Here is a 23,235-nt window from a genome sequence, read left to right on the forward strand (position 1 = left end):
GAATTATTCTCACATAAGTGTGACAAGATATTACCCGTTTTAGCGCGTCCCCAACGAGGCGATAATCTGCTGGCGCAGCCATTGATGACCGGGATCGCGGTGTAACCGTTCATGCCAGAGCATCAGCATGTCGAAGCCCGGAAGATCCAGCGGCGGCTCGACCACCTGCAGAGTGTGGTTGTTCGCGACCAGCCGTTCCGGCAGTACCGCCACCAAATCGGTACGGGCCAGCGCCTCAAGCATAAACAGGAAATGGGGGACGGAGAGCACCACATTGCGCTGCAAACCGCGCTCCGCCAGCGCGATATCCGTTGCCGCATAAAAACCACCGCCTTCTGGCGAGACAACCACATGTTCCAGTTGGCAAAATTGCGCCAGCGTCGGGCGGCCGTTTGTTAATGCCGGATGGTGCAAACGCCCGGCCAACACGTAACGCTCGGTGAACAATAACCGCTGGTGCAGAGCAGGCGGCGCGCCTTCGCGCAGATGGAAAAAGAGATCAATATCGCCCTGCCCGGCCTGGCGCTGGATCTGCAACGGGCTGAGTTCAAATATCGCCAGACGGCTGCCCGGCGCGGCGACGCGCAAACGGCTCAGTAAAGGGAGCAGTATCGCCGATTCCGTATAGTCGGTGGCCGCCACGCGCCAGGTGACGGCGGCACGGGCTGGATCGAAAGCGCTGGCTGGCACCACCGCACGTTCCAGCGCTTCCAGCGCCTGGCGCAGCGGTTCGCGCAGTTCGTCGGCCCTGGCGGTCGGCTGCATACCGCGCGGCCCCGGCAGGAGTAACGGATCGGCAAAAATATCCCGCAACCGCGCCAACTGCACGCTGACGGAAGGCTGAGAAAGATTCAGCCGCTGCGCCGTACGCGTCACATTGTGTTCGCTCAACAGCACATCCAAAGTACGCAGCAGATTGAGATCCAGCCGGTGCAGATTAACCATGACTATACCTGTGATATAAGCAATTAATTTCTACTATATCCGCCACTCTCCTACCCTGCATATTCAATTTGTTGCCAGGAGTTGTTATGAACGTACTGATTGTTTATGCCCACCCGCAGCCCCATTCGCTCAATGGCGCGCTAAAGGATTTTGCCGTGCAGCATCTGGAAAATGCCGGTCATCAGGTCGAGGTTTCCGATCTCTATGCCATGCAGTGGAAATCGCAGCTTGATGCCGATGACAGCAGCTCGCCGCCGGTGGGTGATTTTTATCATCCTTCGTCTGATTCAAAACAGGCATTTGAGCTGGGAACACAGGCGGACGACATCGCCCGGGAACAGGCCAAACTGCGACGCGCCGATGCGGTGATTTTCCAGTTTCCGCTGTGGTGGTTCTCCATGCCGGCGATCATGAAAGGCTGGGTCGATCGCGTTTATGCCTGCGGGTTTGCTTACGGCGTGGGCGAACACAGCGATACGCACTGGGGCGATCGTTACGGTGAAGGGAGCCTGGCGGGGAAACGGGCGATGCTGCTGGTGACCACCGGCGGCTGGGAATCGCATTACGCTCCGCGCGGTATTAACGGCCCGATCAACGATCTGCTGTTTCCGATCCAGCATGGGATCCTGTTTTATCCTGGCTTCGAAGTACTGCCGCCGCTGGTGTTTTATCGCAGCAATCGCATGGACGAAACGCGTTTTACCGAATGTTGTACGGCGCTGGCACAGCGGCTGGATACGCTCTGGTCAGCAGAACCGCTGGCCTTTCGTCGGCAAAACGGCGGCGATTACCTGATTCCACAACTGACGCTGCACCCGGACATTGCCCCCGGCGAAAGCGGGCTGTCGATCCATCAACAACGTAAACCATAACCTGCTCACCGGTGCGTGTCATGCGTGCCGGTTATTGTTATCTCACCTTTTCCTCATCCTCTCTTCACAATCTGTTTTTTTGTAACTTTCTATAAGTTCCGGGGAAAAACGTTACCCCGAACGCGCAGATTCGTTTATTTTAATCACTCATGAGAACGATCACTCTCACCAAAACGACACGAGGGACAGAGATGCCGACGAAACTATCGCAGGAGCAGCGCCACCAGCAACGCCAGGACGAGATTATTGCCGCCGCGCGCCGACGCTTCCGCATTAGCGGATTCCACGCGGCCAGCATGTCGCAGATCGCCCTCGAAGCTCAGCTCAGCGTTGGGCAGATTTACCGTTATTTCGTCAATAAAGACGCCATTATCGAAGAGATGATCCGCCGGATTATCGACTACCGCATCGCCGAAATGCAGGATAAGACCGAAACCGAACACCTGCCGGAAATACTGGCCTGGCGGCACACACTCAGCCCTGACGATGATGCGCTGATGCTGGAAATGGCGGCCGAAGCAACGCGCAATCCGCGTGTACAGGAGATGCTGGTCGAGGCCGACGCCAGGATGTTTGAAAACGCCTGTGCACATATGCAGAGCCGCTATCCGCAATTAAGCGATGAACGCATTCGCTGTAGCGTGGAGCTACTGGCAACGCTGATGGAAGGCACCACTTTTCGTCGCCTGACACCGCAAAAAAGCGACCCGGCGCAAATGCAGGGGCTATATCAGGAAATCACCACCATGCTGTTTAAAAATTAAATCCCCGGATATTCGGTTCTGATGTGATTTCACCGGAGCCGACGCCGTATTTTCACCGGAGTTGTTATGCCACGAATCTCTCTTGCCTGGGCAATCGTGCTGGGCATGCTGACGGCCATTGGGCCGATTTGCACCGATCTTTATCTTCCCGCACTGCCGGATATCACCCGACAACTCAGCGCTACTACCACGCTGACGCAGCTCTCGCTGACCGCCTCGCTGCTGGGGTTGGGACTGGGGCAGCTTTTTTTCGGCCCGTTGAGCGATCGGCTGGGACGTAAACGCCCGCTGATGCTTTCCCTGCTGCTGTTTATCCTCTCTTCCGTATTGTGCGCGACCACGCAGGATATTCACTGGCTGATCTTCTGGCGTTTTATCCAGGGTCTGGCGGGCGCAGGCGGTTCAGTGCTCTCCCGCGCGATTGCTCGTGATAAGTATCACGGCACGCTGCTGACACAATTTTTTGCTCTGCTGATGACGGTAAACGGCATTGCGCCAATCGTCTCGCCGGTACTCGGCGGCTATATCGCCTCTACGCTGCACTGGCGCGCGCTGTTCTGGACGATGGCGGCGGTTGGCGTGGTATTACTGCTCTCCAGCATGGTGGTACTGAAAGAGACATTGTCGGAGAAAAGCAGCGGCGGCGGGCTGCTCAAAACCTCGCTTATCGTGCTTAAAAATAAGCAGTTTTCTACCTTCTGCTTTATTCAGGCCTTTATGCTGGCCGGGTTATTTTCCTATATAGGGTCATCGTCATTCGTTCTGCAAAGCGAATATGGCCTGACGGCGATGCAGTTCAGCCTGCTGTTCGCGGTGAATGGCGGCGGGCTGATTATTTCGGCACTGATCTTTGCCCGGCTGGCGCGGTTTATCGATGGGCAAAAGCTATTAACGCGCGGTCTGTTCCTGGCCGTTTGCAGCGCCGTACTGACTGCGCTGTTTGCCGGATTCGGCATGCCCGTGCTGGCGCTGGTGGGGTTGTTCTTCACCGTGGCGCTGAACAGCGGGGTTTCAACCATTGCCGGTTCAGCCGCGATGAACAGCGTCGAAGCCCGCCATTCCGGCACCGCGTCGGCGTTACTGGGCATGCTGATGTTCGTCTTTGGCGGCATCGCCACGCCGTTGTCCGGTATCGGCGGCGAAGCGATGTGGAAGATGAGTTTCGCCATTGTGCTGGCTTATAGCGCTGCGCTGGTGATTCATGTTTGCGGGCGTATAAAAACACAACATTAAAGTTGCATTAATAAACAATTAAGTTATAGTTTTCGCACTCTGAAAAGGAAAATATAAGGCAGGATGCCGAATGAAATACAGCGAGTTCAGAAAGTGGTTGTTATCTCAGGGAGCGGAGCTAACCAAAGCTCCAGGTGGAGGAAGCCATTTTAAAGTCAGGCTTAATGGTAGGGCATCGGTTTTCCCTTTTCATGGTTCGAAAGAGATTCCTGAGCCGTTGAGGAAAAAGATTATGAAGGACTTAGGCCTGTAAGAACTTAGCGATAAAGAGGTGTTAAATGTTTAATTATCCCGTCCACATTGAACGAGACGATGCTACAGGTCAGTTCGTGGTCTCATGCCGCGATCTACCGCTCATGAACTCCGTTGGCGATACGCTTGATGAGGCTTTACTGCAGTCGATTGATGGGATTGTTGTTGCGATTGCTATCGAAATTGACGAGCGGCGTCCAATCCCGGCGGCAAGCGCGCCGCTAAAAGGCGAATACATCGTATCGCTGCCCGTACTCGTAGCCATGAAAGCCGCACTGCATAACGCCATGATCGAAACCGGGACGCGAAAAGCTGAGCTGGCAAGAAAGCTGGGACAGAAAGGGCCGCAAATTGACCGCTTGCTCGATGTGGAGCACTCATCGAAGGTGGAAACGGTTGAACTGGCGCTACATCAGTTAAATCGACAGATTGATCTGACCATTACGCCGCAGCACAGAGCTTAACCCTTCTTCCCGCCCGGCTTTAACCCACGGTGAAACTCATTAATGCGTTTCACCGTTTTAATAGCCTGCTGCGAAGTGGCGGACGCGACCGACAAAACAATCATCTCCAGACACAGCAGTACCGTGCCGTGCAGCGGGATCTTACCCTTCTCGCCGCCGCGCGGTACCTGGATTATCACATCCGCTTGCTGGCTAAAACGCGAGTCCGTCGCATTGGTCAGCAGGATCACCGGGATCCCCAGGCGCCGCGCCTCTTTCAGCGTGGTCAGCCCTTCGCGGTGCGCTGATTTTTGCGCCATCATGATCAGCACATCGCCGCGCTGCAAATTGATCAGTTGCTCGGAGAGGGCAATACCGGTGCGATTGAGCTGTGTCGCAGGCAGGCCAATGCGGCTGAACAACCGCGCGGTATACTCCGCCAGGATCCCCGACGCGCCGATGCCGAAAATCGCCACCTGCCGTGCCCCCACCAGCAGGGCCACCGCCTGCGCAATCGCATAGCGGTTGTCCGGCGCGGAAAGTACTTCACAGGTGTGCTGATGCCCTTCGAGCACAAAATCGATCCCGGAATTCACATCGCAGGCGAGCGCATTTACCGTGGTGCTCATCTTCTCTGCCGATGAAATGGCCGGGCCAAACCAGTGCTCCAGCGTCTGTTTTAGATCCCGCAGACCGGCAAAGCCCAGCGCCTGGATGGCGCGCACCACCGTGGCATCTGAAGTCTGCGTCGCTGCCGCAATCTCAATCGCGGTATGCTCCAGCACCACATCGCGATTTTCATTGATATAGCGGGCAACGGCCTGCAAACGCGGCGACAACGTGTGCGCCCGCGCGCGAAAGCGTTCACCGTACACATCCACGCGATTTTTCACTTTTTTTGTGTTCAGCATCGTTGCGGCTCCTTACTTCGCGGCAGGTAGCGGCCGCCCGGCGATTTGTGATTGCACCTGCGCCACCATCAGGCTCAGGGAAGCAAAGGAGTTGGAGATCGCTTCCTCACGGGAGATCAGCACGTAATGCCCGGTACGGCAGGCATTGAGAAAATCGCACCAGCCAGGCATCACCGCATCCATCGCCGCTATCTCATCCTGCGGTTTACCGCCGGTATCGCCGCGCCAGGTGGCAAAGACAAAATCAGCGTCCAGCTCCGGCAAACGTTCGGCACTGACATCGATGCGCCCACCTTCAGGAATGCTGTCGATCAGTTTCGGAAAACGAAAGCCGGCATCGCGCAGCACGCGCCCCAGCGAATGATAGCTGTGTAATGCGTTGATTTTGCCGTTGTTCGCCTGGATCACCGACACGGTGATTTTGCTGGTGTCGATCGTACTTTTTAGCGCCGCAATCTGTTCATGGTAACGGCGCTCAAGGATCTGCAAGCGCGCCTGCGTACCGGTAAGTTGTGCCAGCTTGCGGTAGATCTCCGGTGCACCGCCTTGTAAGTGATCGATACTTACCGTTGGCGCGATCTTCTCTAACTGCTCCACCGGCGTGTTGCGGCTCGGCTCGGTGATGATCAGATCCGGTTTCGCAGCGGCGATCGCTTCAATATCGATATCCGCCGTACCAATAAACGCAATGTCCGAGTTATCAAAATCGACGCCGGTCAGCATGCCGCTGGAGCGCAGCGTATGGCTGCCGTCGGCGCGGGTACGCCCGTGGCTGGCGACCGGTGGCACACCTAACTCAATCAGAGGAATGGTGATATCCAGATCGTGCAGCGACACGATGCGCTTTGGATGCAGCGGTACCGTGACCACGCGCCCCAAATCATCGGTGAAGGTTTGTGTCGGCCCGGCAGCGCCAGCGCTCAGACCAACCAGCAATAACAGTGAAAAAATCAGGCGCATACGGCTCCTTAAGCTTATAAACGATCGCGTCGCCGCCACAGCAGCAGCAGGAAAAACGGCCCGCCAATCAGTGAGATGACGATCCCGGCGGGAATTTGCAGCGGCGCAAACGCCAGACGGCCTGTCGAATCCGCCACCAGCACCAGCAGGCCGCCGAGCAGCGCACTGCCCCACAGCAGCGCCCGCTGGCCGCCGCGCAGCAGAAAACGCGCCATATGCGGAGCGATAAGCCCGACAAAACCGATACTGCCGACGCAGGAAACGCTGGCGGCCGTCAGCAATACCGGCGCGATCACCCGCAGCCATGCAAGGTGCGACAGGCGAACGCCGAGCCCGGTTGCCGCCTGATTGCCCAGTAGTGCCACATCGGCGGCGCGCGCTGTTAACAACAAAATCAACGTCGCGGGCAGTGCCCAGCACAGCGCAACGATCAGCAGTGGCCAGGTGGCGGCGTGCAGGCTACCTGCCAGCCACATCATTGCCGTCTGCACATCACGCACATCAGCCGTGGTCATAAATACGCCGATACCGGCGGCGAAGGTCCAGGAGACGCCAATGCCAAGCAGCACAAAGCGCGGGCGGGAGACATCACGCGCCAGCCCCATCACCAGCCCGGCGGCCAGTAAACCGCCCGCCATGCCTGCCAGCGGACGCCAGAGCAGCCCGACAGCCGGGAAGCAGAGCACCAGCGTCAGCACCACCACGCAGGCCCCCTCTTTCACGCCAATCAGCCCCGGATCGGCCAGCCCGTTGCGGGTGATGGACTGCATCGCTGCGCCAGCCATACCCAACATCGCGCCGCACAACAGCGCCATCAGCACGCGGGGCAGGCGAATATCCCACACTACGTAGTGCTGTTCAGCGCTCAGCGCATCAGGCAGCAACAGCGCCCGGCCAATGGCAGAAGCGGGAACCGGTAACGAACCTTGCGTCACACCGGAAAGCAGCAGTATTAACGACAAAAAACTCAGACCAGCCAGCCACCACAGCGCGTGCGGGCGTAGCAAGCGCGAGAAGCCGCCAAGCCGCAAGCCGCGCAGCCCGGCGTGTTCAGGCAGGTGGCTCATTTGAAAAACCTCGCCGCCAGCAGAATAAAGAGCGGCGCGCCCACCAGCGCAGTCATCACGCCGGTAGCGAGTTCTTGTGGCGACAGCAACGTACGGGCGGCGATATCCGCCAGCAGCAATAATAATGCGCCACCGAGCGCTGACAGCGGGATGACCGCGCGCAAATCATCCCCGGCAAGGCGTCGCACCATATGCGGAACGACGAGGCCAATAAACCCTATCGGCCCGGCGACCGAAACGGCCGCACCGCACAACAAGGCAATAGCGGCCAACGACAACACGCGAGTGCGCAGCAGAGAAACGCCCAGGCCGCGCGCCATATTGTCGCCAAGCGCCAGCATATTCAGCGCTGGCGCGAGCCACAGCGCCAGGGCAAATCCACCACCAGCAACCAGTGATGCCGCCCGCAACACCGGCCAGCTCAGCCCGGCGAGATCGCCCGCCAGCCAGCTACGGATGCTCAGCAGCGTCTGTTCATCAAGGATCAGGATGGCGGCGGTGATGGAGGAAGCAAAAGTGGAAATCGCCACGCCGCACAGCGTTACTTTTAATGGCGTAAAGCCGGAGCGCCCGGCAGCAGAGAGCGCCATCACCAGTGAAAAAAGCAGCGCAGCGCCGCCTGCGGCGATAAAGGCGCGGCTGAAGCTGGCATCGCCAACGCTTACCCCCAGCGCCGTTGTGGCAACCACCGCCAGCGCCGCCCCCGAGTTCAGCCCGAGGATATGCGGCTCGCCGAGCGGATTGCGGATCACCGACTGCAACAACGATCCGGCAACCCCTAACGCCGCGCCGGTAAATAGCGCAGCCACCAGCCGCAGTAAGCGCAGGCTGATAATGACGCGATGATCGAAATTGTTGGGTTCAAAATCCACCAGCGCCTGTAACACCGTGAGCGGCGCGATGTAGCGCGCGCCAAGGCCGAGATGCGCCACAGCCGCTGTCAGTAACAGCAGCAGCAAGCCAAAGGCCGTCGCGCTGATGCGCCCGCTGCGTCGGGTTGAAAGCGCAAGCGAACTCATACGCCGGAACCTGCCGGTTTACGAAAAGGCATAAAGAAGGGCTTTCCGGTCAACGGGTTAACCGACATTTGCACATCCACATCGAACACATTTTTGATCAGCGCAGGCGTGCAACTGTCGCCTTCGTGGATCACGCCCTGCAAACGGCCCTGCTTGAGGAACACCAGCGTGTCGCCATAATTCACGGCGAAATTGAGGTCGTGCAACACCACCACCACCGTGCGGCCATGATCGCGGGTTAAGGTCTGCAAGAGTTCGAGGATCTCGACCTGATAGCGTAGATCGAGAAAAGTAGTCGGTTCATCCAGCAAGATCACCGGCGTTTGTTGTGCCAGAGCCATCGCGATCCAGCAGCGCTGGCGCTGTCCGCCGGAGAGGCTATCAACCGTTTGGTGGGCAAATTCCGCCGTGCCGGTCAGATGCAACGCTTCCAGCACCGCCAGTTCGTCCTCTTCCGACCACTGGCGCATAAAGCTTTGCCACGGAAAACGCCCGCGTGATACCAGTTCAAAAACGGTCAGGCCTTCCGGCACCAGCGGCGACTGTGGAAGGATACCTAACTGGCGGGAGACGGCTTTGGTTGGCTGTTGATGAATGGCTTTGCCATCAAGCAACACGCTGCCGCCAAGCGGTTTGAGCATGCGGGCAATAGTGCCGAGCAAGGTAGATTTGCCGGAGCCGTTGGCCCCGACCAGCACGGTCATCTTTCCATGCGGGATAGTGAGTGTGATGTCATCAACGATGACCTGCTTTTGATAGCCCGCCGACAGGCCGTCGAGCACAATCCCCTGCTGAGCTTGCTGTTCCACTCGCTGTGGCATGTTAACTCCTGCGCCGCAACCGCGTGGAAAACCCGTGCGCGCTAATCTTTCAAATAAAAATAACTCTCATTCTCTTTTCGATTTTGCCGTCTGGCACTGTAGTAGTCAAGCAGCATGATGACACAATCCAGCAGCCACAAAACAAGTGTTACTACAGGCGACTACATCGATCGTGAAAATAATTAATCTTATTTATTTCATTTGGTTAAAAAGATAAACCTGAGTAATCCCGCTGCGCTTTCCTCACCCTTTCCCGTTGTAGCAAAATTCTTTCATTTTGCATTTACTACTACAAATGCTCGTGTTTGAATGATTCTCAATTACATATCCGACGCCGTATTCGGCGACTTAACGGATAGATTTTGCGCAATCGGGCAATACATTAGAAACGTCCACGTCTGTGTTATGCACAGTTTTTTGGGAAAACAGATTAAATGGTTCAGTTCACTCACGGTATCTATGGGCTGAAAGGGCGCGCCTTGTTCTCTGCGCTCTTTCTGGGATCATGCTTCACGCCGGTTACGCACGCGGCGGAAACAACAAATAAAACCAATAACGACACCATCACCGTCAACGCGGATGCATCATCGGCCGATCAACCCGCCACGTCCGGCTATCAACCCATCAGCTCATCTACGGCAACGCTGACCTCAATGCCGCTGCTGGATATTCCGCAAGTGGTGAATACCGTTAGCGATAAAGTGTTGGAAGATCAGCACGCTACCAGCCTTGATGAAGCGCTGTATAACGTCAGTAACGTGGTGCAAACCAACACGCTGGGCGGTACGCAGGATTCGTTTGTGCGTCGTGGTTTTGGTACCAACCGCGACGGTTCGATCATGACCAACGGCCTGCGCACCGTGGTGCCGCGCAGCTTTAATGCCGACGCCTCGCGCGTGGAAGTGCTGAAAGGCCCGGCCTCAACGCTGTATGGCATTCTCGATCCTGGCGGGCTTATCAATGTTGTTACTAAACGTCCACAGACCCAATTCGGCGGCTCCATTTCCGCCACCTCTTCCAGCTTTGGCGGCGGCACCGGTCAGTTTGATGTCACTGGCCCGATCGAAGGCACGCGGCTGGCGTATCGTCTGATCGGCGAATATCAGAACGAAGATTACTGGCGCAACTTTGGCAAAAATAAGAGCACCTATATTGCTCCGTCGTTAACATGGTTCGGTGATAACGCCACCGTCAACGTGCTCTATTCACATCGTGATTATCAGACGCCATTCGACCGCGGCACGATCTTCGATCTCACCACCAAACAGGCGGTGAATGTCGATCGTAAAACCCGCTTCGATGAGCCGTTTAACATTACCGATGGCGAATCCGATATTGCGCAGTTGAATGCAGAATATCGTTTTAACAGCGCCTGGACCGGCAAGCTGGAATACGGCTACAGCCAGGACAAGTACAGCGATAACCAGTCACGCGTAATGGCCTACGATGCCGCTACCGGTAATCTCACGCGCCGCGTGGACGCCACGCAGGGATCCACTCAGCGGATGCACACGACGCGTGCCGATTTGCAGGGGAATGTCGATATCGGCGGCTTCTACAACGAGATCCTCACCGGTATTTCGTACGAATATTACGATCTGCTGCGTACCGACATGATCCGCTGTAAGAACGTGAAAGACTTCAATATCTACAACCCAAGCTATGGCAGCGCCAGCAAATGTACGACCGTCTCCGCATCGGACAGCGATCAGACCATTAAGCAGGAGAGCTACTCGGCTTACGCTCAGGACGCGTTATATCTGACCGACAAATGGATCGCCGTTGCCGGGATGCGTTATCAGTACTACACCCAGTACGCCGGTAAAGGCCGTCCGTTCAACGTCAACACCGACAGCAGCGATGAGAAATGGACGCCGAAATTCGGCCTGGTCTATAAGCTGACGCCTTCAGTGTCGTTGTTCGGTAACGTGGCGAAAGCGTTTATGCCGCAGTCCTCCATCGCCAGCTATATTGGCGATCTGCCGCCGGAAACCTCGACATCTTACGAAGTGGGCGCCAAGTTTGACCTGTTCGACGGTGTTACTGCGAATATCACCATGTTTGATATCCATAAACGCAACGTGCTGTACAGCGAAATCGTGGGTGATGAAACGGTTGCCAAAACCGCCGGGCGTGTCCGTTCGCAGGGTGTAGAGATGGATCTTGCCGGTTCACTGACGCCAAACATGAATGTCATCGCCAGCTACAGCTACACCGCTGCGAAAGTGCTGGAGGATCCGGATTACGCCGGTAAACCGTTGCCGAACGTGCCGCGTCATACCGGCTCCGTGTTCCTGACTTACGACATCAATAACGTGTTTGCCGGTAACACGCTGACCCTTGGCGGCGGCGGTCACGGCGTGAGCCGCCGTTCAGCCACCAACGGCGCGGATTACTACCTGCCCGGCTATTTTGTTGCCGATGCCTTTGCCGCCTACAAAATGAAGCTGCAATACCCGGTAACGCTACAGGTAAACCTGAAAAATATCTTCGACAAGACGTATTACACCTCGTCGATCACCACCAATAACCTCGGCAACCAGATTGGCGATCCGCGCGAAGTGCAGTTCACCGTCAAAATGGAGTTCTGAGTCCCCAACGTAACGCAGTGAGAAAGTTGCCCCGCACGACGCGGGGCTTTTTTCTGACATGCTATTTTGCCGCCATCCTGCTGGTAACATCCCGGTTTCACCATGAAACGCCCCCAATGAACACTCGTTCATTAAACGGTCACCTTTACGCAATCCTTTTGCAGCATTTTTTTCACAGACTCTCTGGCTTTCGAAACCCGTAAATTCGCGGTTCAAGGCTTATGAGAAAATACTGGCTTCCGTGGCTGATCCTGTCACCGTCTCTGCTGTTCCTGGCGCTGTTCACTTACTTTCCGCTGTTGCGCTCGGTGTATGACAGCCTGTTCGATACCCGCATCGTCAGCAATGATGCGCCGTTCGTTGGGCTGGGAAATTTCGTCCGCCTGCTGGATGATTCGGTGTTCTGGCAGTCTCTGTTCAATAACCTTATCTACATCCTGCTCACTGTCATTCCGGGGGTAACGCTGGCGCTACTGCTGGCGGTGGCGCTGTGGGAAAACCATCGCATCAACCGCTGGTTACGTACGGCGTTTTTCTTTCCGATGATTATCCCGATGGTCAGCGCCGCCGCGCTGTGGCTGTTTATTTTTATGCCTGGCCTCGGGATGCTCGATCACTACCTCGCGCAGCTTTTCGGGCCGATGAACAACAACTGGCTGGGGCGCAGCAATAGCGCGTTGTTGGCGCTGGCGTTGATTGGCGTGTGGAAGTTTGCCGGGTATTACATGCTGTTCTTCCTCGCCGGTTTGCAGGGCATTCCCGCCTCAACGCGTGAAGCGGCGGTAATGGAAGGCGCAACCTCCACGCAGGTTTTCTTTAAAGTCACCCTGCCGTTACTGCGCCCGACCATCAGCTTTGTGGTCACTACCGCGTTGATTTACTCGATTACCCAGATCGACCACGTTGCCGTGATGACGCGCGGCGGCCCGGACAATGCCACTACCGTACTGCTCTATTACATCCAGAATCTCGCCTGGGACACTCACGATCTCGGTAAAGCCTCTGCCGCCACGTTTTTAACGCTGGTCGGGCTGTTTGTCTTCTCGCTGGTCAACCTGAAACTGCTTGAGAGAGGAGCGCATTATGAGCGTTGAGGTTACTCCTGTTATCAACCGGGCTGCTGTCGTGCCGCGCCCGTTGTGGCTGCGTCTGCGTCATTCGCGCCCGATCACGCTTACGCTGCTGATGGTTTGCCTGGCGCTGCTGTGGGTAAGCCCGTTTATCTGGATGCTTTCATCCGCGTTTAGCGCCACCACCTTTGGCGAAGATATGGCATCAATTCTGCCGCGCTTCCCGCTGACGCTGGATAACTTTCGCGATGCGTGGGACAGCGCCAACTGGCTCAGCCTGTACGCCAACACGCTAATCTTCGCCTTCGGCACGTTCTTTGTGCAGTTGTTCACCATTACCACTGCCGGTTACGTCTTCGCCTGCCACGAATTTCGCGGCAAGAAAACGCTGTTCATCCTGTTCCTGGTACAACTGATGATCATGCCGGTGGTGATGATGATCCCCAACATGCTGACGCTGAAAACCTTCGGCCTGCTCAACACGCTGACCGGCGTGATGATGCCCTACTTCACTTCTGCGTTTGGCGTCTTTCTGATGCGCCAGGCGTTTCTCGCCATCCCAAAAGAGATTGAAGAAGCGGCGCTGATGGAGGGCTGTCGCTGGTGGCAGGTGCTGTTCCGCGTGATGTTGCCGATGTCGTGGCCGTCGGTGCTGGCGTTCGCCACCGTCAGCATTACCTATCACTGGAACGAGTATTTATGGCCGCTGATGATGCTCAACGATCCGGACAAACAGGTGCTGACAGTCGGCCTGGTCTCCTTCGCCATGGGCGCAGAATCCGGCGGCCAGTGGGGAATGATCAGCGCCGGGACGCTGATGGTTTGCCTGCCGCTGATGGTCGCGTTTATTGCTTTCCAGAAACAGTTTCTCCGGAGCTTTGGCTTCTCCGGTATTAAATAAGGAGTGTAGTTATGTTTTTAGCGCAAATTTCCGACACCCATTTCCGCAGCCAGAACGAGAAGCTGTACGGTTTTATTGATATCAACGCCGGGAATGCCGACGTCGTGTGTCAGCTTAACGCCCTGCGCGAACGCCCGGATGCGGTGGTAGTGAGCGGGGATATCGTCAACTGCGGCCGCCCGGAAGAGTACCGCGTGGCGCGCCAGATCCTCAGCGGGCTGGATTACCCGCTGTTTGTCATTCCAGGCAACCACGACGATAAAGCGCACTTTCTGGAATATCTGCACCCGCTGTGCCCGCATCTTGGCAGCGATCCGCAGAACATTCGTTATGCGATTGATGATTTCGCGACGCGTCTACTGTTTATCGATTCCAGTCTTGCCGGGGAATCAAAAGGCTGGCTGACGAATGAAACCCTGCAATGGCTGGAAGCGCAACTGAGCGCCAGCAAAGACAAACCGACCGCGGTATTTATGCATCATCCGCCGCTGCCGCTGGGCAACGCGCAGATGGATCGCATCGCCTGTGAAAACGGTCACCTGCTGCTGAAACTGGTTGAGCGCTTCCCGTCGCTGACGCGCATTTTCTGCGGCCATAACCACAGCCTGACCATGACGCAATATCGTCAGGCAACGATTGCCACCATTCCGGCCACCGTACACCAGGTACCGTATTGCCACGAAGATACCCGCCCGTACTACGATATGTCGCCGCCGTCGTGCCTGATGCACCGCCAGATTGGCGATCAGTGGGTGAGCTACCTGCACCCGCTGTCGCATTACGCGGGCCCGTGGCTGTATGACGAAAACATCAGTTGTCCGGTGGACGAGCGCTAATCCCATGTTAAGACTGAACAATGTAAGCAAGCAGTTTGATGGCAAAGCGGCGCTCAGCGCGCTGTCGCTGGATATTCACGATGGCGAATTTGTGGTGCTGGTTGGCCCGTCCGGCTGCGGCAAAAGTACACTGTTGCGGCTGATTGCCGGGCTGGAGAATGTCAGCGATGGCGCCATCTGGCTCGATAATGATGACATCACCGCCCGCTCGCCGCGCGAGCGCAACTTCGCGATGATCTTCCAGAACTATGCGCTGTTTCCGCACCTGTCCGTGCGCGACAACATCACCTTCGGCATGAAAGTGCGTAACGAAGAGAAAACCAGCTGGCAACCGCGCCTCGATCGCGTGGCGCAGATGTTGCAGCTTGATGCATTACTGGAGCGAAAGCCCGCCAAACTCTCCGGCGGCCAGCGCCAGCGCGTGGCGATGGCGCGCGCCATCGTGCGTAACCCGAAACTGTTCTTAATGGATGAACCGCTCTCTAACCTTGATGCGCGCCTGCGTACTGAAGTGCGCGACAGCATTATGGAGATGCACCAGCAACTGAAGACCAGCACCATTTATGTGACGCACGACCAGACCGAAGCGATGTCGATGGCCGACCGCATTGTGGTGATGAATGGCGGCCACGTGCAGCAAGTTGGCCGCCCGGAACATTTGTACGCGCATCCGGCAAATCTGTTTGTTGCCGGGTTTATCGGCTCTCCGGCCATGAACCTGCTGTCGCTCTCCTGCGCCAATGGCGAAGTGCAATTGGGTGAGCAACGCCTGCCGCTGCCTGAGCACGCTAGCAGCGCGTCGCAAGTGTGGCTGGGCATTCGCCCGGAGCACATTACCGACACGCCGGAAGCGGGCCAGTTGGTGCTGCCGGCCACCGTCATGCAGCGGGAACTAATGGGCGCGGATTATCAGCTTCACGTCAGCACGCCCATCGGCAACCTGCGTTACATCCGCCGACACCGGGGTGATGTGCCCAACAAAGGGGACACACTCAGCGTCGGTTTTTCACCCCTTGATTGTCATCTTTTTGATGCGCAAACCTTGCTTAACTTACACCAGGAGAACGACCATGCATAAGCCTCTGCCAAAAACATTGCGAGCGCTTACTTACAGTATAACCCTCGCAATGAGTGGCACCGCACTGGCGCAGGAGAAGATTGATTTCATGTTTCCGGCCCCGGTGGACGGCAAACTGACCATGGAAATGACGCGCGTCATCAAAGCTTTTAACGATTCGCAAAAAGAGGTAGAAGTGCGCGGGATTTTTACCGGCAACTACGACACCACGAAAATGAAAGCTGAATCGGCGCAGAAAGCAGGCCAGCCGCCTGCACTGGTGATCATGTCCGCCAACTTCACTACCGATCTGGCGCTGAAAGATGAAATTCTGCCGATGGACGAACTGTTCCAGTACGGCGACAAAAAAGCAGGCGATTTCCTGCAAAACGAGTTCTGGCCTGCGATGCGTAAAAACGCGCAGGTGATGGGCGTGACCTACGCCATTCCGTTCCATAACTCAACGCCAATCCTCTATTACAACAAAACGATGTTCGAGCAAGCGGGCATTAAACAGCCGCCGCAGAACTGGAAAGAGTTACTGGAGGATGCGAAAAAGCTGACCGACCAGAGCAAAGGCCAGTGGGGCATTATGCTGCCTTCTACCAACGACGATTACGGCGGCTGGATCTTCTCCTCGCTGGTACGCGCCAACGGCGGTAACTACTTCAACGAAAACTATCCTGGCGAAGTCTATTACAACGCGCCCACTACCATCGGCGCACTGCGTTTCTGGCAGGATATGATCTACAAAGACAAAGTGATGCCGTCCGGCGTGCTGAACTCGAAGCAGATCAGCGCTGCGTTCTTTTCCGGCAAACTGGGAATGGCGATGCTGAGTACCGGCGCGTTGGGCTTTATGCGTGAAAACACGAAAGATTTCGAGCTGGGCGTGGCAATGATGCCTGCTCAGGAACAACGTGCCGTGCCAATTGGCGGCGCCAGCCTGGTGAGTTTTAAAGGCATTAACGATGCGCAGAAAAAAGCGGCGTATCAGTTCCTGACTTATCTCGTCAGCCCGGAAGTGAATGGCGCATGGAGCCGCTTCACCGGTTACTTCTCACCGCGCAAAGCGGCCTATGATACGGCGGAAATGAAAGAGTACCTGAAGCAGGATCCGCGCGCCGCCATCGCGCTGGAACAGTTGCAGTACGCACATCCGTGGTATTCCACTTACGAAACGGTTGCCGTGCGTAAAGCGATGGAAAACCAGCTGGCGGCCGTGGTGAACGATGAGAAAGTCACCCCGGAAGCGGCCGCAGAAGCGGCGCAGAAAGAAGCGGATACGCTGATGAAACCCTATGTGGAAAAAACCGCGCTGCAAGCGGTGAAATAAGATGTTGTTCCCCGCAGGGATGCGGGGAGATGTCCCCTCACCCAGCCGTAAGCGCTTACTAACTTAACAACGAATACGGTGTCACCTCAAAAATAACCACTGTGAATACGGGGTTTATTGATCAGCCAGACATTTCCTTGCTTGCCGGGACTGTATATTTTTCACTCACCCAACTGACAAGGAGCACACCATGTCTTACACCGAACAGCACTGCCACTCCTGCGGAATGCCGCTCTCCGCGCCAGATGCCCGTGGTGCCAGCGATAAATATTGCGTGTACTGCACCGACAGCGAAGGCAATCTAAAATCCTGGGATGATGCCGTTTCCGGCCTCGCGCAATACCTTGATTCATGGCAGAAAGTGGGCAACGAAGAAGCGCGTAAACGTGCCATCCGCTATCTGACATCAATGCCTGCGTGGGCAGACAGAGCCTGAAGCTATTAACCTGGCGGCTTCAATCCGGGGTAAAAAACAGCAGTAGCAACCCCAGCAGCGCAAACAGGCCAAATGCCAGTGCAACCCCAGCCTGTGCGTAGATCAAACCCAATATCACCGCGCCAGCCACCTGGCCTGCGGCCAGCATAAAAAACACCATCCCGACCCCGGAAGCCGGGGTCGCTGGCGTGGCTTCTGCACCACTCACCAGTAGCACGCCGGAAAGCGTGATATAGCCAGCCCCACAAAGCGCCACCGCCGGTATTAACCACCAGGAAAATACGTGGCTGAACGCCATCAACAGCAACGGTGCGGCCATAAATACCAGCGCCAGCCGGTAAACCTGGTGCATACCGATATAACGCGCAACCGGCCCGGTGAAGGCGCCCAAAATACCCGCCGCACCGCAAACACACCACAGCATGCTGATGAGCGGATCCGCTACCGCCATCTGCTGACGCAATACTTGCGGACCAAAACTCCACCACGCGGCGCTCATCATCCCACTCAGCAACGCAATTAGCGCAAGACGGACAACCGCGCGTGATAAAAGCGTTGCTCGCTCCTCCGCCTGCGGCTGCGCACCACGCGGTAAATAGCGCTGCACCGGCCACAGGCACAGCAGTGCAATTACCGCGAACACGAGACACGCGATTCGCCACGGCAGAAACGACAGGAGCGGCACGGAAAGGATGATCCCTGCCCCGGTTCCGGCGTTAATCAGGGTATTCACCTGCGTTTGCCGTGATGCGCTCACGCAACGACTGACCGCTGCCGCCAGCGAAGGCGACGAAAACCCGGCGCTGATCCCGGCAATAAATAATCCGACGCCCAGCATTACGGGGGAAGCGGCTGCGGCGAGCAACGACAGGCCAAGCGCGGCACTCAGCGCAGAAACCGCCGAGGGAAATCGCGGCCCATAACGCTGATTCAACGTTGCGGCTGCGCTTATCGACAGACAATAAGCCGCGAAACTACAGGCCGAAAGGATGCCTGCAAGGCGCGGGCTGAAAGGGATATTCTGCGCCACAGCGGGCATCATCAGCCCCCATGAGAAACGGGCGAGGCCATAAGAAACGGCGATCAGCGCGAAACCGGTCATGCCGAGCTTCATCATTTCGCCTCCTCGCTGGCCATCAGGATCGCCGCCGCTTTTCCGGCATCATAAGCCGCCTGCGGTCCGCGAATTAACGCCGCGGTAATCGCCCCTTCAAACAGCATCCAGACAGCATCTGCCAGCGCGTTGTGTTTCACGCTCGTGGCGATGTAATCCCGCAGCGCATAGCGAAAATCCAGCGCCAGCGCGCAGAGCTGTATGTTTTCCTGCGCATACTCGCCCCAGGCTTTCAGGAAAAAGCATCCGCCCGCGCCGTAACTCGCCATCCATTCCCCGAGCACAGTAAAAAGTTTTTCCACCGACTGTGGGTGTTCGGGCGCGTAGAGATCGGCGAAAAAACGCTGCTGGCGAGCTTCCATTACCGCTGCGATTAATCGCTCTCGCGAAGGGAAATGGCGATACAACGTGCGCGTTGAAACCCCGGCTTCCTCGCAAATACGATCGGTGCTGGTGGCGTGAAAACCGTTGTTGTAAAACAGCCGCTCGGCGGCCTGAATGATCTCTTGTCGTTTTTTCATCCTTAAAAAGTAAACCGATCGTTTTACTTTCGCCAGCAACTATAAAAAAGTAAAAATAAAATACCTTAAAATTCAATGAATAAAGAGACAATATATTTTTATCGCTAAAAATTCACTTGCAATCAAATTGCGCACTATTTAAATTCCTCCCCAGACGCAAACACAACCGCGCTTTCACCACCATTTAAATAGCGCGCGATACAATCGCAAAGGAGATAAAGATGTCACGTTCATTACTGATCGCCATGAGTTTAACCGCCGCCAGCGTATCCACTGCCTGGGCCGCCGATGCGCCCGCACCGACTGCCGGTGTCGCGAAATTCCTTTCTGTGCTGAACAGCAGCGGTGGCAAACCTATCGAACAACTCTCAGTGCCGGATGCTCGCCAGGTGCTGATCGGCGCGCAGAAAGGCGCCAAACTGCCCGCCGCAGATGTGACGGAAAAAACCATCACCGTGAACGGTAAACCGTTGACGCTGACCATCGTCAAACCGCAGGGCGCAACCGGTACGCTGCCGGTATTTATGTTCTTCCACGGCGGCGGTTGGGTGCTGGGCGATTATCCAACCCATGAACGTTTTGTCCGCGATCTGGTGAACGAATCCGGCGCTGCCGCCGTGTTCGTGAATTACACACCGTCACCGGAAGCACACTTCCCGGTCGCCATTAATCAGGCGTATGAAGCCACACGCTGGGTTGCCGAACATGGTAAAGAGATTGGCGTGGATGGCTCTCGTCTGGCGCTGGCGGGTAACAGCGTCGGCGGTAATATGGTGGCTGCGGTGGCACTTCAGGCCAAAGAGCACCATACACCAGCGATTCGCTACCAGGTGATGTTCTGGCCGGTCACCGATGCGCGCTTTGATACCGGTTCCTATAACCAGTTCTCGAATGGTTATTTCCTGAGTAAAAACATGATGAAATGGTTCTGGGATAACTACACCACCAAAGAGAGCGATCGCCGCAACATTCTGGCTTCACCGCTGGAAGCCAGCAGTGAGCAACTGAAAGGCTTGCCGCCTACGCTGATCCAGACCGCCGAGCTGGATGTGCTGCGCGATGAAGGTGAAGCCTTTGGCCGCAAACTGGATGCCGCAGGCGTGCCGGTTACCGTTACCCGCTATAACGGCATGATCCACGACTACGGTCTGCTGAATGCCCTGAGCGAAGAGCCAACCGTTCGCACCGCGCTTTCCCAGGCTGCCAATGAACTGCGTGTCCACCTGAAATAAGCACTTCCCGGAACCCACCCTATGCGGTGGGTTCTTTCATTTTGAGCAAACTCGCCTCGTCATACGCAGCCTGCGCCGCAAGCACTGCATCCATATTGTTTTCCACCCAGTGCGCCAGCACCGAGACGGTTTCCGTCAGCGTACGCCCCAGCGGCGTCAGGCTGTACTCCACCGCCACCGGCACGGTATAAAACACTTCACGGGCGATGATGCCATCGCGCTCCAGCTTGCGCAGCGTCTGGGTTAAGACCTTTTGCGTGATCAAGCGGATATCCCGTTTCAGGCCATTAAAACGCATGGGCCCATTTTCCAGACGCGCCAGCACCAGCAAGGCCCATTTGTCCGCCAGCCTTGCCAGCATATCGCGCGTCGGGCAGCGGTTATCATAAATATCGTAAGGAATGGACGGCTTAATCATAACGACAAATTCTCGTAGTAGGTTTCCTTGAGGAAACGTAGTGCCCTTTGGGTGCCTTCTTCCGCAACCGGAGCGGGATGTGTATAACTCAAAGCCTAAGTTTCTATTTGATACTAAGGTGCCAGAAATGGCAAAAGTTCTCCTGCGGAATAGAAAGGAATAAAGGATGATTAGTCGGCTGAACAACGCATTTCTCAGTCTTACCACGCACCCGGAGTTTGGCAAGCTATTGCTGCGCCTGACATTTGGCGTGCTGATGCTGTTTCACGGCGTAGCCAAAGTGCAGCATGGTGTAGGCTGGATTTCCGACATGCTGGTCGCGCAGGGTTTACCGGGCTTTATCGCTTACGGTGTATTTGTTGGCGAAATTATTACGCCGGTACTGATTATTATTGGCCTGTTCACGCGCCAGGCGGCATTTATTTACGCATTTAATATTCTGGTTGCCACCTTACTGGTCGGCATGGGGAAATTCTTTACCCTGACCAACGTCGGCGCATGGGGTCTGGAAAGTGAAGCCCTCTATTTCCTCGGCGGATTAAGCATTATGTTTCTGGGTGCAGGGAAATACACCCTGTTTGCCGGAAAAGAAAAATAATGACGGTCGTGCAAACTCATTTGTACGTTATCTCTCTTAAATAGGGGAAAAATATGTCTATTGTTGTGATCTATTATTCTGGTTACGGGCACACTAAAGCGGTTGCCGAGAAAGTCGCCGAAGGGGCAAATGCAACGCTGATCGCTGTGGATAATAACGGTGATATTCAGGAAAGCGACTGGCAATTACTGAACGACGCCAAAGCCATTATTTTTGGTGCCCCAACGTATATGGGCGGCGTGCCATGGCAGTTTAAGAAATTCGCTGATGCCAGCTCTAAAGCCTGGTTTACCCGCGCCTGGCAGGACAAAATATTTGCCGGTTTCAGCAACAGCGCCAGCCTGAACGGTGACAAACAGGTTTCGCTGCAATACCTGCAAACGCTGGCATCACAGCATGGCGGCATCTGGGTGAGCCTGGGCCTGCTGCCGGCGAACACGCTTGCTGCAACCCGCGAAGACATCAACAACCTCGGCGGTTCTGTCGGCCTGCTGGTGCAGTCGCCATCTGATGCAGGCGCCGATAAAATCGCCTCCGGCGACCTCGATACCGCAGTGAAATTCGGCCAGCGCGTGGCCGATGTAGCGAGCCGTTTTAATTAATTTTGTATATCAAGGCCGGGGAAACCCGGCTTTTTATTTCGGACTTCAGAGCGACAAATCTCTCGACACCTTCCGGAAAAATCTCATTCCCTCTTCGTGAATATGCATTACACATCCAGCTTAGCATCGATGAAATTTGATTTTTCGTTACAGTATTCACCCCAAATTCAAAACAGATGGAAATTAAAGATAAGCCGTTCTATTTTAATAGCTCGTCTTTTAGAAAATGGAGCATTTTTTTCATGGAAAAGGAAGGGACGCTACGCTTACTCACACCAGGCGAAGTGCGAATGGCCCGAGCCGTATTCGGCGACGCAATTGAATATCACAAAGTTTGGGTCCACCACGACAGTTACTTTCCATTCGGACTTCAGCCAGATAATGCGGGCATGGCTCCAAATGGAGAACTCTATTTCCGGGCATGGTATACCCATGATTTTTCACAGTCAGACCTCCCTCATCGTCATATATTTATTCATGAGATGTGCCATGTCTGGCAGCGAGGCAGAGGAATGAACGTACGTCTGAATGGGCTGATAAGCAGCCTGGTTAGCTATCGCTATGCGCTTAATGGTCGTCCTTTAAGACGATATCCAATGGAGCAGCAGGCACAGATTATTACCGATTGGTACATTCTAAATACTTACGGTTATATAGCATGGTGCACACTCAGAGAACGAGGAGATATCACCCTGGATGGTGATACTACTGAAAGTGTCATAAGAGCCCAATACCAAAAAACACTGCAAAATTTTCCATGGTGCTGATAATGAAAAACATAATCTTGTTTTTATTCTTACTTCCATGTTTATTTACATTGACAGGATGCCCAGGTCAGGGCGACAGATTACAAGCCGATGAAATAACCACAGTACAAAAATCAGGAAATAATCTCTGTTTTCTGGTGCCTGACGCGGGTGAATATCAGCCAACCATACTGACAATTGGTCAACGCAATAAACCAGCAGAAAAAATGTGGCGTGGCGGTAATCCCGATTTGAAAGTAGAGGATGGCCAATTGTGTATTCCCCCTGCGCTGTATACTTTTCCTGAGCAGGGCCAATTTGTTATCCGCTACGTCCTGAAATCCGGTCAGGAGAATATGCCTGTGAGAAGTGTCGTAGCCGCGATTGAAGTATCTAAAACCGGCGTACGTAATCTCCCGCTCCAGAGTAATGAAGGTGTCAGACCGTATCAATAGCGATGGTTACAGAGCTTGCCGCTATCCGGCAGGCT

Annotated in this window: 26 protein-coding genes; 17 read left to right on the forward strand and 9 right to left on the reverse strand. The window is 55.5% G+C overall.

Translation table 11 applies throughout. The features are described from left to right. Nucleotides 1-39: 39 nt before the first annotated feature. Nucleotides 40-945 carry a LysR family transcriptional regulator gene (locus tag CWM66_RS16470; RefSeq protein ID WP_107146909.1) on the reverse strand — a complete coding sequence of 302 codons (906 nt, stop codon included), beginning with the start codon at nt 943-945 and terminating at the stop codon, nt 40-42. An 86-nt stretch (nt 946-1,031) separates the two neighbouring features. Here CWM66_RS16470 and CWM66_RS16475 point away from each other — a divergent pair, with 86 nt between their 5' ends. The 5 genes from CWM66_RS16475 (at nt 1,032) to CWM66_RS16495 (ending at nt 4,530) form a co-directional block, all read left to right on the forward strand. Further along, entirely contained in the window at nt 1,032-1,817 is a 786-nt protein-coding gene (locus CWM66_RS16475; RefSeq protein WP_107146910.1) for an NAD(P)H-dependent oxidoreductase, read from the forward strand. 191 nt (nt 1,818-2,008) lie between these two features. Continuing rightward, entirely contained in the window at nt 2,009-2,581 is a 573-nt protein-coding gene (locus CWM66_RS16480) for a TetR/AcrR family transcriptional regulator (protein WP_007372977.1), read from the forward strand. 66 nt (nt 2,582-2,647) lie between these two features. Next, complete coding sequence (locus CWM66_RS16485) at nt 2,648-3,814, forward strand: multidrug effflux MFS transporter (RefSeq protein WP_071920164.1); 1,167 nt, start codon at nt 2,648-2,650, stop codon at nt 3,812-3,814. 70 nt (nt 3,815-3,884) lie between these two features. Continuing rightward, nucleotides 3,885-4,067 (forward strand): type II toxin-antitoxin system HicA family toxin, encoded by a 183-nt coding sequence (locus tag CWM66_RS16490; protein WP_035886605.1) that lies wholly within the window; start codon nt 3,885-3,887, stop codon nt 4,065-4,067. Nucleotides 4,068-4,092: 25 nt separating this feature from the next. Then, entirely contained in the window at nt 4,093-4,530 is a 438-nt protein-coding gene (locus CWM66_RS16495; protein ID WP_035943124.1) for a type II toxin-antitoxin system HicB family antitoxin, read from the forward strand. Here the strand turns inward: CWM66_RS16495 and CWM66_RS16500 are convergent. The 5 genes from CWM66_RS16500 to CWM66_RS16520 are packed head-to-tail and all read right to left on the reverse strand — an operon-like array spanning nt 4,527 to nt 9,287. Next, nucleotides 4,527-5,420 (reverse strand): MurR/RpiR family transcriptional regulator, encoded by an 894-nt coding sequence (locus CWM66_RS16500; protein ID WP_007372974.1) that lies wholly within the window; start codon nt 5,418-5,420, stop codon nt 4,527-4,529. The genes CWM66_RS16495 and CWM66_RS16500 overlap by 4 nt on opposite strands. Before the next feature lie 12 nt (nt 5,421-5,432). Next, on the reverse strand, nt 5,433-6,380 hold the full coding sequence (locus tag CWM66_RS16505) for an iron-siderophore ABC transporter substrate-binding protein (protein WP_107146911.1): 948 nt from the start codon (nt 6,378-6,380) through the stop codon (nt 5,433-5,435). 14 nt (nt 6,381-6,394) lie between these two features. Then, the gene (locus CWM66_RS16510) at nt 6,395-7,447 is read right to left on the reverse strand and encodes an iron ABC transporter permease (protein WP_035886609.1); all 1,053 of its coding nucleotides are present in this window, start codon (nt 7,445-7,447) and stop codon (nt 6,395-6,397) included. Then, nucleotides 7,444-8,466: an iron ABC transporter permease gene (locus tag CWM66_RS16515; protein WP_107146912.1), complete on the reverse strand. Its 1,023-nt coding sequence runs from the start codon at nt 8,464-8,466 to the stop codon at nt 7,444-7,446. Before CWM66_RS16515 ends, CWM66_RS16510 begins: the two co-directional genes overlap by 4 nt. Continuing rightward, nucleotides 8,463-9,287 carry an ABC transporter ATP-binding protein gene (locus CWM66_RS16520; RefSeq protein WP_007372970.1) on the reverse strand — a complete coding sequence of 275 codons (825 nt, stop codon included), beginning with the start codon at nt 9,285-9,287 and terminating at the stop codon, nt 8,463-8,465. The genes CWM66_RS16515 and CWM66_RS16520 overlap by 4 nt, the downstream gene beginning before the upstream one ends. Nucleotides 9,288-9,721: 434 nt before the next feature. On the opposite strand from CWM66_RS16520, the gene CWM66_RS16525 reads away from it, so the two are divergent. The 7 genes from CWM66_RS16525 (at nt 9,722) to CWM66_RS16555 (ending at nt 17,514) form a co-directional block, all read left to right on the forward strand. Further along, nucleotides 9,722-11,878, forward strand: coding sequence for a TonB-dependent siderophore receptor (locus tag CWM66_RS16525; RefSeq protein ID WP_090398167.1), 2,157 nt, complete (start codon nt 9,722-9,724; stop codon nt 11,876-11,878). Between the two features lie 221 nt (nt 11,879-12,099). Then, nucleotides 12,100-12,972, forward strand: a complete 873-nt coding sequence (locus tag CWM66_RS16530; protein ID WP_035886614.1) for a carbohydrate ABC transporter permease — start codon at nt 12,100-12,102, stop codon at nt 12,970-12,972. Next, nucleotides 12,962-13,849, forward strand: coding sequence for a carbohydrate ABC transporter permease (locus CWM66_RS16535; protein WP_007372967.1), 888 nt, complete (start codon nt 12,962-12,964; stop codon nt 13,847-13,849). Before CWM66_RS16530 ends, CWM66_RS16535 begins: the two co-directional genes overlap by 11 nt. Before the next feature lie 11 nt (nt 13,850-13,860). Beyond that, a complete protein-coding gene (locus CWM66_RS16540; protein ID WP_107146913.1) occupies nt 13,861-14,685 on the forward strand; it encodes a phosphodiesterase in 825 nt (274 codons plus the stop codon). Nucleotides 14,686-14,689: 4 nt separating this feature from the next. Further along, complete coding sequence (locus tag CWM66_RS16545; RefSeq protein WP_107146914.1) at nt 14,690-15,763, forward strand: ABC transporter ATP-binding protein; 1,074 nt, start codon at nt 14,690-14,692, stop codon at nt 15,761-15,763. Then, nucleotides 15,756-17,078, forward strand: a complete 1,323-nt coding sequence (locus tag CWM66_RS16550; protein WP_035886620.1) for an ABC transporter substrate-binding protein — start codon at nt 15,756-15,758, stop codon at nt 17,076-17,078. Before CWM66_RS16545 ends, CWM66_RS16550 begins: the two co-directional genes overlap by 8 nt. A gap of 190 nt (nt 17,079-17,268) precedes the next feature. Further along, nucleotides 17,269-17,514: a zinc ribbon domain-containing protein gene (locus CWM66_RS16555; protein ID WP_071920158.1), complete on the forward strand. Its 246-nt coding sequence runs from the start codon at nt 17,269-17,271 to the stop codon at nt 17,512-17,514. 19 nt (nt 17,515-17,533) lie between these two features. Here the strand turns inward: CWM66_RS16555 and CWM66_RS16560 are convergent, their stop codons facing one another. Together CWM66_RS16560 and CWM66_RS16565 are read right to left on the reverse strand one after the other, a co-directional pair. Then, complete coding sequence (locus tag CWM66_RS16560) at nt 17,534-18,628, reverse strand: MFS transporter (RefSeq protein ID WP_107146950.1); 1,095 nt, start codon at nt 18,626-18,628, stop codon at nt 17,534-17,536. Beyond that, nucleotides 18,628-19,149, reverse strand: a complete 522-nt coding sequence (locus CWM66_RS16565; protein WP_107146915.1) for a TetR/AcrR family transcriptional regulator — start codon at nt 19,147-19,149, stop codon at nt 18,628-18,630. The genes CWM66_RS16560 and CWM66_RS16565 overlap by 1 nt, the downstream gene beginning before the upstream one ends. A 221-nt stretch (nt 19,150-19,370) precedes the next feature. On the opposite strand from CWM66_RS16565, the gene CWM66_RS16570 reads away from it, so the two are divergent. Beyond that, a complete protein-coding gene (locus CWM66_RS16570; RefSeq protein ID WP_107146916.1) occupies nt 19,371-20,381 on the forward strand; it encodes an alpha/beta hydrolase in 1,011 nt (336 codons plus the stop codon). A gap of 19 nt (nt 20,382-20,400) precedes the next feature. Here the strand turns inward: CWM66_RS16570 and CWM66_RS16575 are convergent, their stop codons facing one another. After that, nucleotides 20,401-20,799, reverse strand: coding sequence for a helix-turn-helix domain-containing protein (locus tag CWM66_RS16575; RefSeq protein WP_107146917.1), 399 nt, complete (start codon nt 20,797-20,799; stop codon nt 20,401-20,403). A gap of 166 nt (nt 20,800-20,965) precedes the next feature. Here CWM66_RS16575 and CWM66_RS16580 point away from each other — a divergent pair, with 166 nt between their 5' ends. The 4 genes from CWM66_RS16580 (at nt 20,966) to CWM66_RS16595 (ending at nt 23,200) form a co-directional block, all read left to right on the forward strand. Beyond that, entirely contained in the window at nt 20,966-21,397 is a 432-nt protein-coding gene (locus CWM66_RS16580; protein ID WP_007372958.1) for a DoxX family protein, read from the forward strand. Nucleotides 21,398-21,450: 53 nt separating this feature from the next. Beyond that, a complete protein-coding gene (locus CWM66_RS16585) occupies nt 21,451-21,999 on the forward strand; it encodes a flavodoxin family protein (protein ID WP_007372957.1) in 549 nt (182 codons plus the stop codon). 242 nt (nt 22,000-22,241) lie between these two features. Further along, nucleotides 22,242-22,766: a hypothetical protein gene (locus CWM66_RS16590; protein WP_035886624.1), complete on the forward strand. Its 525-nt coding sequence runs from the start codon at nt 22,242-22,244 to the stop codon at nt 22,764-22,766. A gap of 2 nt (nt 22,767-22,768) precedes the next feature. Next, nucleotides 22,769-23,200, forward strand: a complete 432-nt coding sequence (locus CWM66_RS16595; RefSeq protein WP_233218394.1) for a putative T6SS immunity periplasmic lipoprotein — start codon at nt 22,769-22,771, stop codon at nt 23,198-23,200. The last annotated feature ends 35 nt before the right edge of the window (nt 23,201-23,235 follow it).

Source organism: Kosakonia sp. H7A (assembly GCF_003028445.1).
Classification (GTDB): Bacteria; Pseudomonadota; Gammaproteobacteria; order Enterobacterales; family Enterobacteriaceae; genus Kosakonia; species Kosakonia radicincitans.